Annotated in this window: 18 protein-coding genes; 5 read left to right on the top strand and 13 right to left on the bottom strand. The window is 66.8% G+C overall.

Annotated features, from left to right (window positions below; translation table 11 throughout):
• Window positions 1–108 precede the first annotated feature (108 nt).
• The 3 genes from uraH to EF294_RS04625 are packed head-to-tail and all read right to left on the bottom strand — an operon-like array spanning window position 109 to window position 2,992.
• Window positions 109–435 (bottom strand): hydroxyisourate hydrolase, encoded by a 327-nt coding sequence (gene uraH / locus EF294_RS04635; RefSeq protein WP_123926101.1) that lies wholly within the window; start codon window positions 433–435, stop codon window positions 109–111.
• 36 nt (window positions 436–471) lie between these two features.
• A complete protein-coding gene (gene uraD / locus EF294_RS04630; protein WP_123926099.1) occupies window positions 472–993 on the bottom strand; it encodes a 2-oxo-4-hydroxy-4-carboxy-5-ureidoimidazoline decarboxylase in 522 nt (173 codons plus the stop codon).
• A gap of 10 nt (window positions 994–1,003) precedes the next feature.
• Entirely contained in the window at window positions 1,004–2,992 is a 1,989-nt protein-coding gene (locus EF294_RS04625) for a solute carrier family 23 protein (RefSeq protein ID WP_123926097.1), read from the bottom strand.
• Window positions 2,993–3,221: 229 nt separating this feature from the next.
• Here EF294_RS04625 and EF294_RS04620 point away from each other — a divergent pair, with 229 nt between their 5' ends.
• The gene (locus EF294_RS04620) at window positions 3,222–3,764 is read left to right on the top strand and encodes a nucleotidyltransferase family protein (protein ID WP_246007680.1); all 543 of its coding nucleotides are present in this window, start codon (window positions 3,222–3,224) and stop codon (window positions 3,762–3,764) included.
• On the opposite strand, the gene EF294_RS04615 is transcribed toward EF294_RS04620, so the two are convergent.
• The 6 genes from EF294_RS04615 to EF294_RS04590 form a co-directional block, all read right to left on the bottom strand.
• On the bottom strand, window positions 3,761–4,153 hold the full coding sequence (locus EF294_RS04615; RefSeq protein WP_123926095.1) for a hypothetical protein: 393 nt from the start codon (window positions 4,151–4,153) through the stop codon (window positions 3,761–3,763). The two genes, EF294_RS04620 and EF294_RS04615, sit on opposite strands and share 4 nt — an antisense overlap.
• A gap of 13 nt (window positions 4,154–4,166) precedes the next feature.
• Window positions 4,167–5,960 carry an acetyl/propionyl/methylcrotonyl-CoA carboxylase subunit alpha gene (locus EF294_RS04610; RefSeq protein WP_123926093.1) on the bottom strand — a complete coding sequence of 598 codons (1,794 nt, stop codon included), beginning with the start codon at window positions 5,958–5,960 and terminating at the stop codon, window positions 4,167–4,169.
• A 212-nt stretch (window positions 5,961–6,172) separates the two neighbouring features.
• Complete coding sequence (locus EF294_RS04605; RefSeq protein ID WP_123926092.1) at window positions 6,173–7,657, bottom strand: condensation domain-containing protein; 1,485 nt, start codon at window positions 7,655–7,657, stop codon at window positions 6,173–6,175.
• Window positions 7,654–8,109 (bottom strand): SufE family protein, encoded by a 456-nt coding sequence (locus tag EF294_RS04600; protein ID WP_123926090.1) that lies wholly within the window; start codon window positions 8,107–8,109, stop codon window positions 7,654–7,656. Before EF294_RS04600 ends, EF294_RS04605 begins: the two co-directional genes overlap by 4 nt.
• Before the next feature lie 28 nt (window positions 8,110–8,137).
• Window positions 8,138–9,034 carry a sulfurtransferase gene (locus tag EF294_RS04595; protein WP_123926088.1) on the bottom strand — a complete coding sequence of 299 codons (897 nt, stop codon included), beginning with the start codon at window positions 9,032–9,034 and terminating at the stop codon, window positions 8,138–8,140.
• 87 nt (window positions 9,035–9,121) lie between these two features.
• The gene (locus tag EF294_RS04590) at window positions 9,122–9,505 is read right to left on the bottom strand and encodes a hypothetical protein (protein ID WP_123926086.1); all 384 of its coding nucleotides are present in this window, start codon (window positions 9,503–9,505) and stop codon (window positions 9,122–9,124) included.
• Between the two features lie 238 nt (window positions 9,506–9,743).
• Between EF294_RS04590 and EF294_RS04585 the strand changes: the two genes are divergently transcribed.
• Window positions 9,744–10,247 (top strand): neutral zinc metallopeptidase, encoded by a 504-nt coding sequence (locus EF294_RS04585; protein WP_246007679.1) that lies wholly within the window; start codon window positions 9,744–9,746, stop codon window positions 10,245–10,247.
• Window positions 10,248–10,277: 30 nt separating this feature from the next.
• Here EF294_RS04585 and EF294_RS04580 read toward each other — a convergent pair whose 3' ends face one another.
• The 3 genes from EF294_RS04580 to EF294_RS04570 are packed head-to-tail and all read right to left on the bottom strand — an operon-like array spanning window position 10,278 to window position 12,824.
• Window positions 10,278–10,958 (bottom strand): Maf family protein, encoded by a 681-nt coding sequence (locus EF294_RS04580; protein WP_123926084.1) that lies wholly within the window; start codon window positions 10,956–10,958, stop codon window positions 10,278–10,280.
• Between the two features lie 4 nt (window positions 10,959–10,962).
• Window positions 10,963–11,199 (bottom strand): acyl-CoA carboxylase subunit epsilon, encoded by a 237-nt coding sequence (locus EF294_RS04575; RefSeq protein WP_123926082.1) that lies wholly within the window; start codon window positions 11,197–11,199, stop codon window positions 10,963–10,965.
• Window positions 11,196–12,824, bottom strand: a complete 1,629-nt coding sequence (locus EF294_RS04570; protein ID WP_123926080.1) for an acyl-CoA carboxylase subunit beta — start codon at window positions 12,822–12,824, stop codon at window positions 11,196–11,198. Before EF294_RS04570 ends, EF294_RS04575 begins: the two co-directional genes overlap by 4 nt.
• 121 nt (window positions 12,825–12,945) lie before the next feature.
• On the opposite strand from EF294_RS04570, the gene EF294_RS04565 reads away from it, so the two are divergent.
• Window positions 12,946–13,773 carry a biotin--[acetyl-CoA-carboxylase] ligase gene (locus EF294_RS04565; RefSeq protein WP_123926672.1) on the top strand — a complete coding sequence of 276 codons (828 nt, stop codon included), beginning with the start codon at window positions 12,946–12,948 and terminating at the stop codon, window positions 13,771–13,773.
• A gap of 28 nt (window positions 13,774–13,801) precedes the next feature.
• On the opposite strand, the gene EF294_RS04560 is transcribed toward EF294_RS04565, so the two are convergent.
• Window positions 13,802–14,428: a hypothetical protein gene (locus EF294_RS04560; protein ID WP_123926078.1), complete on the bottom strand. Its 627-nt coding sequence runs from the start codon at window positions 14,426–14,428 to the stop codon at window positions 13,802–13,804.
• Window positions 14,429–14,547: 119 nt separating this feature from the next.
• Between EF294_RS04560 and EF294_RS04555 the strand changes: the two genes are divergently transcribed.
• Entirely contained in the window at window positions 14,548–15,159 is a 612-nt protein-coding gene (locus tag EF294_RS04555; protein ID WP_123926076.1) for a PH domain-containing protein, read from the top strand.
• Window positions 15,156–15,833 (top strand): response regulator transcription factor, encoded by a 678-nt coding sequence (locus tag EF294_RS04550; RefSeq protein ID WP_123926074.1) that lies wholly within the window; start codon window positions 15,156–15,158, stop codon window positions 15,831–15,833. The genes EF294_RS04555 and EF294_RS04550 overlap by 4 nt, the downstream gene beginning before the upstream one ends.
• The last annotated feature ends 8 nt before the right edge of the window (window positions 15,834–15,841 follow it).

Below are 15,841 nucleotides of genomic sequence, written 5' to 3'. Positions count from 1 at the left end.
CATGACAGCAGGGGGCTCGAGGAGATCGCAGGCCACCACAGACGGGGCGGAGAACCCACTGCACCGCAGAGCATGAAGGATTCCCCCGATGCCGGTGCGCACTCCTGGTCAGCTACCGCGATAGGTGGAGTACGAGTACGGGCTCAGCAACAGTGGTACGTGATAGTGCCGATCGGGATCGTCGACGGTGAAGCAGATGTCGACCTCCGGGTAGAAACCCCGGATGTCGTTGTCGGCGAACCATTCCCCGGTGTCGAACACCAGATGGTAGATGCCGGGTACGAGTGCGTCGGTGTTCACCTGCGCGATGCGACCGTCGGAATCGGTGACGCCGGAGGCGACTTCGCCGCCCGCGGCATCCTGTAGCGAGACCCCGACGCCCACCGCGGGGACGCCGCAGACCGCGTCGAGGACATGGGTGGACAGTCCGGTCATCTCGATGGCTCGCTCCTCGTGGATTGCCTGTGGTTCTCAGTCGTCAACATACTCGATCGCCGGGGTGAGCATGCGCTGCAGTCGACTTCGGTTGATCTTGGCCAACTCCATCCGCAGCACTCGCCGCTCGGTCTCCGAGTCGTTGCGTATCCGTTCCTTGAGAATCGCCAGCAACTCCGCCGCCGGCCGCCCATTGGCGAAGACGAGGTACACGTGCCCGAACTTCTCGTCGTAGGCCTTGTTGAGCTCCTTGAGTTCGGCCAACACCGCCGGATCGGCGCCGGTCACCCCGGACTGCTCACGCGTGGAGGACGCGTTGTCCGGGCGGTCGCCGATCCGGGGGTGACCGGCCAGGGCCTCGTCGAGGTCGGCGTCGGTGAGCTCGGCCAGGATGAGGTCGGCATAGGAGAGCAATGCCTCGTCGTCGGAGAACGGTCGGGCCTTGGCCACACGCAGCGCCCAGATCGACGAACTACAACACTCGTAGAGCGTGCCGATGGCCTGCCGTTCGGTCAGCTCGTTGAAACTGGGCAACCCGCGCCAGTCGACTCGTCGCACGCCAATCAGCTTAGGAGAGCTCGGGCTGACGGCCGAATCGCACCGACGTCAGCGGGTTGGCATCAGCAACGAGATCGTCGAAGCGATAGTTGACGATCTTGGCGATCTCGATGAGCGCGAACGACTTCTCGGAGGTTTCCGAATTGTCCATGCGGGACCAGCCGTTGCGCAGCACGCGGTCGTAGCGCTCGGTCTCGCGGGCACAGATCACCAACGGGAACCCGAAGTGCTCCCGATACGCGGCAGCGAGATTCACGACGTTCTCGTGCTCGGTCTCCTCGAGGTGCGACAAGCCCTTGTGGTCGATTGCGATCAGCTCGCCGGTCTCCTCGTCCTCGGCGCCGAGGTCGGGGAAGGCCTGGATCAGGTCGAGTTGTTGGGTGTCGCTGCCGGTCAGCATCGCCTCCTGGAAGGCGCTGCGCAGGTCGTGCACATCGTCGAAAGGCCGCTGCTCCCAGGCTCTGTCGAGAACCCAGTCGACGCCCTGCACAACCTCGCCGAAGGTCTCGCGGAACTTCTCCCTACTCATGGTGTTCACCTCGTCGAGCGTGATCGAACCGCCTCCGGCCACCGCCGGTCCCTTGCTGCCGATGTGGAAGAACAGGATGTTCATCAGGATGGCAGTGATCGCACCCATGGTGATCCCCGTGGAGAAGGGGATCTGCAGGATGCCCGGGACGGCGATGTCGACGCCCGGTAATTCCGGGACCTTCACCTCTGCCCCCTTGTCCAGGATGGTCGTCGGGGCCGACGACTGTGAGAACTGGACGTAGAGGGCCACTGCGATGGAGGTCGCGGCGATCGACAGGTTGCGGTGGTCGGTGAAGTCGACGGTCGTCAGCGTCTGGATGCCGACGATGGCGACCGTCGCGAACATGATGAGTGCGGCGCCACCAAGAACCGGGGAGGGAATCGACCCGACGATGTTTGCGGTCTTGGGCAGGACGCCCAGGATGATCATGATGCCGCCGGCGCAGGCGACCACGAACCGGCTCTTGACCCCGGTCATCCGTACCAGGCCGACGTTCTCGGAGAACGCCGTGTATGGGAACGAGTTAAAGCTGCCGCCGATGATGGTGGCGATGCCGTCGGCGCGGACGGTGGCGGCAATGTCCTCCTTGCGGATGCGTTTGCCGACGATCTCGCCGGTCGCGAAGACCGACCCTGTCGATTCCACTGCGGTCACCATGAGCACCACGATCAGCGACACGATCGCGATGAGATCGAATCGGGGCCACCCGAAGGCGAACGGCGGGGTGAAGCCGACCCAGCTGGCCTTGGCGACCCGGTCGAAGTGGGCGTCGCCGAAACACCATGCGACGAAGGTCATGACGCCGAGGCCAAGCAGGATCGAAATTGTTGCCCAGAAGCCTCGGAAGAATCGCTGCATCAGCACGATCAGCGCGATGGTGCAGATGCAGTAGACAACCCACCGGCCGTTCCCGGCATCGTGCGCGCCGGTAGCGCTGTTGGGGTCGGTGACCGCGTCGCCGGCGCCGACCGGGATCAGGCTGATGCCGATGATCGTGATGACGGTGCCGGTGACCACCGGCGGGAAGAAGCGGATCAGTTTGGCAAAGAACGGTGCGATCAGGAAGGTGAACACGCCGGCCGAGATCACCGCGCCGTATACCGTCAGCAGGCCGACCCGACTGCCCCCGTGATCGTTGGCGATCTTGATGACCGGTGCGAGCGTCGCGAAGGTGATGCCCTGCAGCAGCGGTAGCCGGACGCCGATCTTCCAGATGCCGACCGCCTGCAGCAGCGAGGCGATACCGCAGGTGAACAGGTCGGCGGTGATGAGCATGGTGAGTGCCTGATCATCGAGCCCGATGGCGTTCGCGATCAGCAGCGGGACGAGGACGGCACCGGCGTAGAAGGCGACCACGTGCTGGAACCCGAGGGTGACGAGTTTGCCGAACGGTGGCACCTGATCGACCGGATGAACGCGCTTGCGGCGTCCCTGTGGGGCGGCGGCCGGAGCCGAATCCGTGGCCATCGACATACTCCTCGTGACGGTGAGATCATGACTGCCGGGGCCGACTGCATTGCGCACGTCAGGCCCACCGGCAGCTAAATAGTGGACCCCCACAACCGATTCGGCTACCGCGAGATTGTATATTGCGGCGGAGTAAATCGGGCATCGCCGACACCGCGACCTCATCGGTTCGCCCGGCCGACGACAGCGGTGGGTGGGCGAACCGAGCCGACCGGCGGAGGTGGATGCGGTGGTGGTGGGAGCGGTGCTCGCCGCCGGAGCCGGCCGGCGATATGGGAAGCCGAAAATACTTGCTGAACAAGGGCTTTGGCTCGACAATGCGGTGCATTCGCTGAGTGCGGGAGGCTGTGGGGAGGTGGTCGTCGCGATGGGCGCGGCGATCGTCACGCCGCCGAGCGGCTCAACGGCGATCGTCGTCGAGGACTGGGCTGTCGGTCTGTCGGCAAGCGTGCGCGCGGTGCTGTGCGCGCCGGTGGTTCGGGCGGATCCGGGCGGCGTGGTTTTACATGTTGTTGACATGCCCGATGTCACCGCGGCGGTGGTTTCCCGGATCGTGGATGCCGCTGCGGGCACACCGGAGAAGATCGTGCGCGCGGTCTACCATGGCCGGCCGGGACATCCGGTCCGACTCGGTGCCGGTCACCTCGACGGCGTCCTCGCATCGCTCAGCGGGGACCTCGGCGCGGCACGCTATCTCCGCGCGCATCCCGAGATCGTGACGTGGGTCGAATGCGGTGATCTGGCCTCCGGCATCGACCGGGACGAACGTTAGGGGCCGGAGAGGGCCGGGATGGCGTCGGTGATCACTCCGTCAGGGAAGGGATCACCGATGGTGAGATCCAGTGCGCCGCGGGCGAATCGGGTAACCGGCGCGACTGCGGCAGCCAACGCCACACGGTGACCGGCGCGGCAGCGTCCGACGATCGAGGCCGACCCCACCGTCGGGAGGACGCCGATGACGGCGAGCAGGTCACCGGTGGTCGGTTCGCACACTGCCCACACGAAACCGGTGTCGTCGCGCCACGCGGCATCGGTGGCGGCAACATAGGCCGCGGGATCGGCGATCCCCAGATCGGACAACGCCGGGACGTCGGTGATCCGCTCGTCGGCACGAAGCCCACGCAGATACCACGCCCCGGCGTTGATCTCGACGGGTTCCATTCGGTGGAGGTGACTACTTCAGTTCGAGCAGCACGGTGCCCTGGGTGACGGCGGCACCCGGCTCGATGCTCAAACCCGTCACCACGCCGTCCTTGTGGGCGGTGACCGGGTTCTCCATCTTCATCGCCTCGAGCACGACGACGAGTTCGCCCGCGGCGACCGTCTGACCCTCCTCGACGGCGACCTTGACCACGGTGCCCTGCATGGGCGCGGCCACGGCGTCACCGGAGACACCGGCGCCGCCGCCCTTCTTGCGTGAGCGGGCCTTGGGCTTGCGGCGGATGACCCCGTTGGCCGAACCACCACCACCGCCGAGAGCCAGATCGCCGGGCAGCGCGACCTCGACGCGGCGCCCGCCGACCTCGACGACCACCTTCTGGCGGGGAGCGGTCTGGTCATCTTCGATCGGCTCGCCACCGGTATACGGCTCGATCGGGTTCTCCCAATCGGTTTCGATCCACTTGGTGTAGACGTCGAAGGTCTCGGCACCGTGGTCGTCGGTGTGCCCGATAAACGCCGGATTGCTCACGATGTGCCGGTGGAACGGCAGCACCGTGGCCAGACCCTCGACCTCGTATTCGGCGAGTGCACGCCGAGCGCGCTCGAGCGCCTGCTCGCGATTCTCGCCGACGACGATCAGCTTGGCCAGCATCGAGTCGAACTGCCCGCCGATCACATCACCCTCGACGACGCCGGAATCGACGCGGACGCCCGGGCCCGAGGGCTCACGGTACTTGGTGATCGGCCCGGGTGCGGGCAGGAAGTTGCGGCCCGGATCCTCGCCGTTGATCCGGAACTCGAAGGCGTGTCCCCGCGGTGTGGGATCCTCGGAGAACTCCAGCTTCTCGCCGTTGGCGATGCGGAACTGCTGACGGACGAGGTCGATCCCCGCGGTCTCCTCGGTCACCGGGTGCTCGACCTGTAGGCGAGTGTTGACTTCGAGGAAGGAGACGAGGCCGTCGGCGCCGACGAGGAACTCCACGGTGCCCGCACCGTAATAGCCGGCCTCGCGGCAGATCGCCTTGGCCGATTCGTGGATCTTGGCGCGCTGCTCGTCGGTCAGGAACGGCGCGGGGGCCTCCTCGACCAACTTCTGGAAGCGGCGCTGCAACGAGCAGTCGCGCGTCCCGGCGACCACGACGTTGCCATGGGTGTCGGCAATGACCTGGGCCTCGACGTGGCGGGCCTTGTCGAGGTAACGCTCGACGAAGCACTCGCCGCGGCCGAAGGCCGCGATGGCCTCGCGGGTTGCCGACTCGAACAGGTCCGGAATCTCGTCGATGGTGTAGGCGACCTTCATGCCGCGACCGCCACCGCCGAAGGCGGCCTTGATCGCTACCGGCACACCGTGCTGCTGCGCGAAGGCGACGACTTCGTCGGCGTCCTTGACCGGGTCCTTGGTGCCCGGTGCCATCGGCGCGTCGGCCTTCAGGGCGATGTGGCGGGCGGTGACCTTGTCGCCCAGATCGCGGATGGACTGCGGCGACGGGCCGATCCAGATCAGCCCGGCGTCGAGGACGGCCTGGGCGAAGTCGGCGTTCTCCGAGAGGAAGCCGTAGCCGGGGTGTACGGCGTTGGCGCCGGACTTGGCGGCCGCGTCGAGGATCTTGTCGAACACCAGATAGGACTCGGCGGAGGTCTGTCCACCGAGGGCGAAGGCCTCATCGGCGAGCTTCACGAACAGCGCGTCGGCGTCGGGCTCGGCATAGACCGCGACACTGCTGATGCCGGCGTCACGGGCTGCGCGAATGACACGTACCGCGATCTCGCCACGATTGGCGATGAGGACCTTGCTGATAGTGGGCACTGTTGTTCTCCTGGGCCTTACATCGAGGTGCACCGCGCCCCCCGGGGAGCGGTGCACACGGTGTTCGTCGGCGACCGGGTGCGGCGCCGTGGGATTGAACTGCCGTCCGCGACGGTGGTTCTGCGGGCGACTTCGCGCACCCCCTGGAGGGTAGGGGGCGTGCTCCGGGCTTCACACTAACGCACCGAGCAATCGTTCGGTGGAGGTGGTTGTCACATCCGCGCGTTGAATGTGCTCCCGTCGGCAAGAGCGTGCACGATATCGGCGAAACCGCGGAGCAACTCGGGCACCGGCCCGTCGCGGTCGAGGGGGTCCCGGTCGGGACGGGCGCGGTCGAATCGTGTGTCGTCGGGGCCGGCCGGTTGCTGATCGGTCGGGAAGCGGGCCGAATACCGCAATCCCGACGGCGTCCGGTTGATCCAGATGAGGACCTCCTCCGCGGAATAGGAGTGGCTGCGCAGCACCGTGGCCCGGCCAGCGTCGGCCTCGGCGGCACCCGGCGCGTACCGGGTGTCGATGAAGGAGATCACAAAGCGCGGTTCGCCACGGTAACCGATCAGATCGGCAACCCGAAGGAAGGGTAGTGACGCGCCTTGCCGCGAGCGCTTGAGCTCGGTGGTCGCGCGGGCCACGGTCTGCTCGAAGGTCGGTGAGCCCGTCATGTCGAGCCAGAAGGGGGCGACCGCGACATACCAGCCCAGCGAGGTCAGCCACCGGGCTTTATCGCGGGTGTGTCGTGGCAGGACGCACCGGAACTCGGGATCGCCGGTCAGGCTGTGATGGACCGTCGCGAACGCCGCCAGCACCCCCGCGGTCAGCGAGCCGCCCGCCTCCGCACACACCGCGGTGAACTTGTCGGCGGTGGCATCGTCGGCGATCACGCCCGACACCGACTCCTGGGGAAGCAGCGGCGACTGGTCATCTGTCCCCCCGGGCTGCGGGGTGGGCGACGGGGTCATGCGCAGCGCCCGCGGCATGTCGCCGGGCCCGGCCTGGAGAAACTCGTGCCAGGTGTCCACCGCCGGATGATCGGCACCGGTCTGATCTGCCTGTCGCCGCTCGGCAGCGCTGAAATCGACGTAACTGCCCACCTCGGGCAGCGCGAGTTCGGTGTGGTCGCGCGCCGAGCGGTAGAACGCGGTCAGTTCGTGCTGGGCCATGATCAACGAATAGCCGTCGACGAGTGAATGGTCGGCGGCGAACAGTAGCGTGAACGACGACTCCCGTCCGACGGTGGCGAACATGTACGCCGGCCAGTGCAGTGGCGCGGTAGCGCGGTCGAAGGAGCCCGCGATCTGTTCGACGAGTGGCCCGGACTGCTTGTACCACCCGATACGGCCCATCGTGAGTTCGACGGTGCCCGGCGGAGTCGACAGCCGGGCCAGCCCGTCGTGCTTGATGACTACGTGGCTACGCAGCACCTCGTGGCGATCGATCCAGCGCCGCAACGCCGTCCGCACTGCCGGGATCGACAGGGGCTCGTCGAAGTGGATCTGCAGGCCCAGCCACGACTCGCGCCCGCCCTCCCGCCGGGTGCGGACGCGATACTCGAAGGCACTCCGGAGGTGTTGCTCGTGATTGTGCGAGGTTAGCCGCGGGTCGCGACTCCAACTGCCCAAGCCGCCGGGCACATGGGGGGTCCACTCCACGAGGCCGCCTGGTTCGATCGGCTCCTCGAGGATTTGGATGAACTTCATCCTGTCGGGCCGGCCGGGTCGTGCGGCCCGGTTCCGGTCTGGTGGCGGATCTGGGCCTTGATACGTCCGAGCATTCCGGCCATACCGCGTAGTCGCAACGGACTCACCGCCGTGCCGAGACCGAGGTCGTAGTAGAAGTCGGCCGGGACGTCGAGGATCGTCTGGGCGGGCTCTCCGTCGAGCCCCTGTTGCAGGATCGAGGCGAAGCCGCGCGTCGTCGGCGCCTCGCGGGGCGCACTGAAATACAGGCGGACGGCGACGGGGTCGTGGGCATCGACCGACAGAAATACCGGAGATTGGCACTCCGGTACCGGTTCCATCGCCTCGGTCGTCAGGTGGGCGGGCAGCGCCGGCAACTCTCCCGCAAACTCCAGGAGCAACGTGATCTTGTCCGAATCATCTAGTGCGGCAAAGTCATCGACGATCTCGGCGAGGGACGCGGGCACGCTCATGACAGTTCGGTCCGCTCGCCGGCAGTCGTCATGCGCTCGCCGGCGGGTCGCCGGGTTCCTCGCCGACAGAGATCGGGACCCGCACCGCGTTGCCCCACTCGGTCCACGAGCCGTCGTAGTTGCGCACGTGATCGAAACCGAGCAGATGGGTCAGCACGAACCAGGTGTGGCTCGAGCGCTCACCGATGCGGCAATAAGCGATCGTCGGGGTGTGCGGGTCGAGCCCGCCATAGATCTCGTCGAGCTCGGCGCGGCTGCGGAACCGCCCGTCCGAAGCGGCCGACTTGGCCCACGGGATGGAGCGCGCGGTAGGGATGTGACCGCCGCGCAACGCCCCTTCTTCGGGATAGTCGGGCATATGGGTGCGCTCGCCGGTGTACTCCTGCGGCGATCGCACGTCAATGAGCGGTTCGGTGCCCAGCGCCGCGCGCACCTGGTCGGCGAAGGCGCGGATGCGGGTGTCGTCACGCTCGACGACCGGATAGTCCGATGGTGGGTACTCTGGGACATCGAAGGAGGTGTCGCGGTCCTCCGACATCCACGCGTCGCGGCCGCCGTCGAGCAACCGCACATCCTCATGGCCGAACAGGGTGAACACCCACAGTGCGTAGGCGGCCCACCAGTTGCTCTTGTCGCCGTAGATGACGATCGTGTCGTCGCGTTCGATTCCCTTGCTGCGCATCAATTCTGCAAACTGTTCGCCGTTGATGTAGTCGCGGGTCACCGGGTCGTTGAGATGTAGGTGCCAGTCGACCTTCTGCGCGCTGGGGATGTGGCCGATGTCGTAGAGCAGCACGTCCTCGTCGCTCTCGATGATCTTGAGCCCCTTGGTACCCAGGTGGGCCGACAGCCACTGCGTACTGACGAGCCGTTCGGGGTGGGCGTAGCCGGCAAACTTGGGATTCTGGTCGGTCTCGACGCTCAACTGAAGAACCCCTCCCAGGGTGGTGACTGATCAGGGCGTGTCCACACCAGACACATCCCGGAGGCCTGCGCGGTCTCCGTGGAGAGCCTACCCAGTGGCGACGACACGCGTGTGCACAAGCCGGGTGTCATTCGTCCGTGGCAAGAACGTGGCGTCTGACGCCGCAATTGCTACCTTCGTCGCCATGACTAGCCCCAGGGTGTCAGGAGGCCGGCTGCGCCCCACTGTGATAGTGCTCGTCGCCGCGTCGATTCTCGTCCTCGCTTCCTGCTCGGGGAACGGGGGCACACGGGGCACGACGACCTCTACCCCGGAGTCGAGGGTCGGCAGTCCTTCGACCTCGTCGCCGGTGAGCACCCCGCCGGTGAGCACCCCGTCGGTGAGCACCCCGCCGGTGAGCACCCCGTCGGCGAGCGGAGCCGTCCCCGGGCGCTGCACGCCGAGCCGATGTCCGGGTCTGCAAGTGCCCACGGCCGCGCTGATGACCGGTGCGATCACCCGTGACAACGCGCCGGAGAAGGTGTCTGGCTACCTGAGTGTTCGACGATCTCGACAGGACGTGGACACCGTGGTTCCGTGAACTCGGGTGGGGTGACCCCGCACCGGGGCGTGTGTTGGTCGAGGCCGGTGACACCTACCGGTCCGGCTGCGAGGACGCCGATGGTGCGATCGTCGTGGCCGCTGATACCCCAACGCGTTCTTCTGCGGCGTGGACAAGGCCCGCGGCGGTGCCCGAACGCGGGTCGAGGGATCGGTGATCCTGCCCGTCGAGGCGTTCGTCGGGATCTGGACCGGCACGTTCCTGGTTCACGGGCCGCTGGATTCGATCGGTGGATTTCAGGATGAGTTCACCGCTGCGACGGTGGTCGCGCACGAGTACGGACATGCGGTCGTCGATCGGATCCTTCGCGCCCCTCACCTGCCGGACCCGCGGGGGCCGCGGGAGGAGAATTCCGAACTCATCGCCGACTGTCTTGCCGGGAACTGGGCGGCAACGGTGCTGCGGCGAGATGAGCTGTCGGTCACCGACATCGTGCAGGCGGCGACCCTGATCCAGAAGATCGGCGATCCGGAGCCGGGACAGGGTCACGGCACCTCGACGCGGCGGATCGCGGCGATCTCGCGAGGGTTCTTCGGTCGGTCGGTCAACGGTTGCGGTCGGGGACAACCCATCGGGTGCCTGGCCGAATACTGGCTGGAGGAGTTCGGCTGAGGCGTCGGCGAGAGAGTCGGTGGCCGGCGCTCACCAGAGTTCCGCGACGCCGATCCCGACCCGTCGCAACAGACGGCGCACCGTGGGCAGTCCGATTCCGATCACCGACGACGGATCGCCGTCGATGGCGTCGACGAACCAGCCGCCGAGGCCGTCAAGGGTGAAACCACCGGCGACCTCCAGTGGCTCGCCGGTGGCGACATAGGACTCGATCTCGGCATCGTCGGGATCGGCGAAATCGATGGTGGTCGAGGCGGTTTCCGACGCCGATGCAACGACGTCGAGGCCCCCCAGCACCGCGAGGTGGTGACCGGTGAGCAACTGCGCCGACTGACCGCGGACCCGCTTCCACTGGTCGATCGCCACGTCAGGTGTATGCGGCTTGCCAGTGAGCGAACCTCGGAACAACAGCATCGAGTCGCAGGTCAGCACCACCGTGTCGGGCATCGAACGATCTCGTGCCGCTGCCGATTCCGATTCAGTGCGCTCAGCGATCAGGGTGGCGACCACAGCGTCGGACTTGGCCATCGCGAGACGGGCGACAACGTCGGTCGGCCGAACCCCGGTCAGATCGTTGAGGATCGCGTCCTCGTCGACCTCGGGCACCAGCACGCGCGGATGCACACCTGCGCGGGTCAGGACCGACAGGCGAGCAGGGGACCTCGAACCGAGGACGACGTCGAATCGACGAGTGCTGTCGGCTGCGTTCACCCGATCAGTATCGCAAGTTGGTGAAACTGCTCGGCCCACCCCATTGCGGGCGCAGCCGATCGATTGCGCTGCCCCAGTCATCGCGGACCGCGGGGGTCTGCTCTGCGCCGGAGGCCGCGGCGGCGAGAACGGCGACCAGCGCGGCGACGTCCTCGTCGGTCGGGTTGCCGCGTACGACGGTGAGGAACGGCTGAGTCGGGGCTCCCGCGTTCTCTGCTCCGGTCTGCTCTGTGCCGCTCACAGCGGGATGTTCCCGTGCTTCTTGGGCGGCAGGGTGACCATCTTGCGCTCGAGCAGGCGCAGGGCGGTGGCGATCTGACCGCGGGTGTGGCTCGGCGGGATGACGGCGTCGACGTAGCCGCGCTCGGCCGCGACATACGGGTTCACCAGGGTGTCCTCGTACTCCTGCTGGAGTTCGAGGCGCAACGCGTCGACGTCGTCGCCGCCGGCCTCGGCCTCCTTGAGGCGGCTGCGATAGACAAAGCCGACGGCGCCGGAGGCGCCCATCACGGCGATCTGCGCGGTGGGCCAGGCCAGATTGACGTCGGCACCCATGTGCTTGGACCCCATCACGTCGTAGGCGCCGCCATAGGCCTTGCGGGTGATGATCGTGATCTTGCCGACGGTGGCCTCTCCGTAGGCGTAGAGCAGTTTGGCGCCGCGGCGGATGATGCCGTTGTATTCCTGATCGGTGCCGGGCAGGAAGCCCGGAACGTCGACGAGGGTGACGATCGGGATGTTGAAGGCGTCGCAGGTCCGCACAAAGCGAGCGGCCTTCTCCGAGGCATTGATGTCGAGGCACCCGGCGAATTGGGTCGGCTGATTGGCCACGATGCCGACACTGCGTCCGTCGACGCGTCCGAAACCGATGATGATGTTCGTCGCGCGCTCGGCCTGGACCTCGAGGAACTCGTCGTCGTCGAGGATGCGGCGGATCACCTCGTGCATGTCGTAGGGCTGATTAGGCGAATCCGGGATCAGTGTGTCGAGCTCGAGGTCCTCGTCGGTGAGGGTGTCCTCGATGGATCCGGCGGTCGGCGCGGCGACCGGCATTCGTGGTGCGTCGGCCCGGTTGTTGCTCGGCAGGTAGCCCAGCAACTCCTTGACGTAATCGAGTGCGTCCTCCTCGTCGGAAGCGACGTAGTGTGCCACACCGGATTTCGTCATGTGGGTGTTCGCGCCGCCGAGGTCCTCCATGGTGACGTCCTCGCCGGTGACGGTCTTGATGACGTCGGGACCGGTGACGAACATCTGGCTGGTCTGGTCGACCATCACCACGAAGTCGGTCAGCGCCGGGGAGTACACGTGGCCGCCTGCCGCGGCGCCCATGATCAGTGAGATCTGCGGGATGACGCCCGAGGCGCGCACGTTGCGGTGGAAGATCTCGCCGTAGAGACCGAGCGAGACCACCCCCTCCTGGATGCGGGCGCCCGCGCCCTCGTTGATGCCGATCAAGGGACGACCGGTCTTGATCGCGAGATCCATGACCTTGACGATCTTCTCGCCGTAGACCTCGCCGAGGCTCCCGCCGAAGACGGTGACGTCCTGGGAGAACACGCAGACCTCGCGGCCGTCGATGGTGCCGTAACCGGTGACCACGCCGTCGCCGAGTGGTCGGCGTTCGGCGAGCCCGAAGTTGGTGCTGCGGTGGCGGGCGAGTGCGTCGAGTTCGACGAACGAGCCGTCGTCGAGCAGATGGGTGATGCGCTCGCGGGCGGTGAGCTTGCCCCGCGAGTGAATCTTCTCGACCGCCGCCTCGCCGACCGGATGCTGGGTCTCGGCGAGTCGCTGACGCAGATCGGCGAGCTTTCCGGCCGTCGTGTGAATGTCTGGCGCGGCGCCGGAATCGGACGAAGCAGTGGTCATGAACGTCGATGCTAGTCAGATCGTGGCGCGCCCCGTCAACCGCCCCAATCTGAGCGGTTCCTCATGTTTCCGAGCGATCGGTCGGCCACCTGCGGTGATGTGGGTCTCAGTCGTAGGCTCGGTGGTCATGAACACTCCAGCGACGTCTCCCGTGCACGGTCTGCAGGCGGCCATCGACGCCCGGACCCCCGATCTCGCCGACACCATCTGGCGACGCGTCGAGGTGGTTGATTCGACCGGTTCGACCAATGCCGACCTCGCCGCGCGCGCCGACGAATCCGATCTCGTGGGCACGGTGCGCATCACGACCGATCAGACCGCCGGGCGCGGGCGTCGGGCGCGGACCTGGGCGGCGCCTGCGGGTGCTCAGCTCGCGATCTCGGCGGTGGTATCGGTAAGCGGGCACACCGAAGAGTTGGGCTGGCTGTCGCTGGCGACCGGGATTGCGACCGCAGCCGCGATCGAACGGCATAGCGGTCAGCGGCCGGTGCTCAAGTGGCCCAATGACGTACTGATCGGCGATCGCAAGATCGCGGGCATCCTTGCCGAGTATGTGCCCTCCACCGACGGTGGCGTCGTGGTTGTGGGCACCGGACTCAACACCAACCTGACCTCCGATGACCTGCCCGTGCCGACGGCGACCAGCCTGCGGATCGCGACCGGGGCCGAACTCGGCGTCGACGACTTGGCCGGTCTGGCCATCGAGTATCTGCGCGCGTTGGACGAGCAGGGATGGCCCGACCGGCTCGATGCGATCGCCGAGACCTACCGGCAGCGCTGCGACACCCTCGGTCGTCGGGTGCGGCTTCTGCTACCCGGCGATACCGAGATCGTCGGGCAGGCCGTCGATGTCGACGTCAACGGGCGCATCGTGATCGAACGCGACGGGGGAGAGCGCTTCACCGCGGCGGCGGGCGATGTGGTGCACCTCCGTCCCGTCACTGACTGAGGGTGCGCGCCGCACGCGTGAGTACACCTCAGCGGGTACTACGGGATTTGTGGCCCATCGCCGGAACGAGTGAGAAGATCGGCAACCCGATTACCAGGTGCATCACCGCGGTTCCCAAGCCCACCGAGAACTGTGCAGAGAGCACGAGCGGAATGATCACCGCGGCGGCGATCAGCAGGCCCACCACCCACCGGAAGAACTGGTTTGGCGACGGAGTGATGACCTGGAGCACGTACCACAGGGCGCCGGCGGCCAGAGCCGTGAGGAAGCCGACGATCGCGAACCAAAACTCGTCCTGCGCCACCGGATTCCACACCCCGAACTTCCCCGCGGCATTCACCCGCTCGACGATCGCCCGAATGATCCAGGCAACCAGCCAGGCGGCCAGTCCGGTGACGACGCCGGTCATCACGATGCCGCCGACGAACATCCCCACGTTGATGTCGGGGCCGATGGCCCGGCGTGGTCGCGCGGCCCGGACCGGGGGCTGGTGCAGGTAGCCGGGGTCCTGGTATCCGGTGTGCTGGTAGCCCTGCCCGGCATGGCCCGGGTCCTGGTAATACGTCGGATCCTGTTGGCTATAGGCACGCGACTCCGGCGCGTATCCGGGCTCGTACTTCGCGGTGCGGGGATCCCGGGGATCGCGATAGGTCATGACAGCTCCTGAGCCTCTCGTCGCTGTGGTCCGCGTCATTCTACCGAGATCGGACGGGGCCGGAGTGTGACCGAGGCGAGCGGGCCGGGATATCAGCCGCTCGGCCTATGCTTGCTGCCATGGCATATCCGCGGGAGAACCTCGCACCTGGTGAGCGGATCGTCCTGCACCGACATCCGCACTGGAAGTGTCTGCTCGGCCCGTTCCTGTTGTTCGTTCTCGCGACCGCGATAGCCGGCCTGCTCGCCGGGCTGGCGAGTGCGTCGTCGTTGACCGGGATCGGTGCCCTGATCGCCTACGTCGCGGTAGCGGTGCTGTGGGCGGCCGCGACGATCTGGTTCTTCCTGCGGCCCTTGATCTCCTGGAAGACCACGCATTTCGTGCTGACCGACCGCCGGGTGATCTTCCGGCACGGCATCCTTACACGATCGGGGATTGACATCCCGATCCGACGGATCAACACCGTCGAGTTCCGGCACGGGCCGATCGACCGGTTGCTGCGTACCGGGACGCTTCTCATCGAATCGGCCTCCGACGAGCCACTGGCCTTCGACGACATTCCCCAGGTCGAGCGGGTGCACGCGCTGCTTTACCACGAGGTGCTCGAGGTGACCGACGATCCGGATCCCGACGACCAGCGCTTCGATCACGACGATCCGTTGGGCGCTGCCGATGCAGGCGCGGCCCACGGCAACGAGAACGGACGCGGCAGATGGGGGCGACGGCGATGACCGGTGTGTTGTTGGCCGAGGATGATGCGGCCATCGCCGAACCGTTGGCCCGGGCACTGGCGCGCGAGGGATACGGCTGCGAGGTGGTGGGCACCGGAACGCAGGCCCTCGAACGGGTCGCCGACGGGCGGTTCGAACTACTGATCCTCGATCTCGGTCTGCCCGAGATCGACGGACTCGAGGTGTGCCGGAGGGTACGGGTCGAACAGCCTGAACTCGCCGTACTGATGTTGACCGCCCGGACCGACGAGGTGGACTTTGTGGTGGGGCTCGACGCCGGTGCCGACGACTACGTCGGCAAACCCTTCCGGCTCGCCGAGTTGCTCGCGAGGGTGCGCGCACTGCTGCGCCGCAGCCAGACTCCCGATGACGTCGTCCTCGAGGGTGGCGACCTCCGTTTGGATGCCCGGGCGCGTCGGGCGACCCTCGGCGGTACCGACCTGGTGTTGGCGAACCGCGAGTTCGACCTGTTGCGATTTCTGATGGAGCGGGCCGGTGAGGTCGTCGGCCGCGACGAGATCCTCACCGAGGTATGGGGTTCGGCGGATCTGCGGTCGTCGAAAACCCTCGACATGCACATCTCCTGGTTACGTCGCAAGATCGGCGATGACCGGCACGACCGCCCGCGCCACATCGTCACCGTGCGTGGTGTCGGTTTCCGTTTCGATCCGTAACCGGCGAC

Source organism: Gordonia oryzae (genome assembly GCF_003797185.1).
Lineage (GTDB): Bacteria > Actinomycetota > Actinomycetes > Mycobacteriales > Mycobacteriaceae > Gordonia > Gordonia oryzae.
Note: the sequence above shows the minus strand (reverse complement) of the source record. Positions and strands in the feature narration are given on the sequence as shown.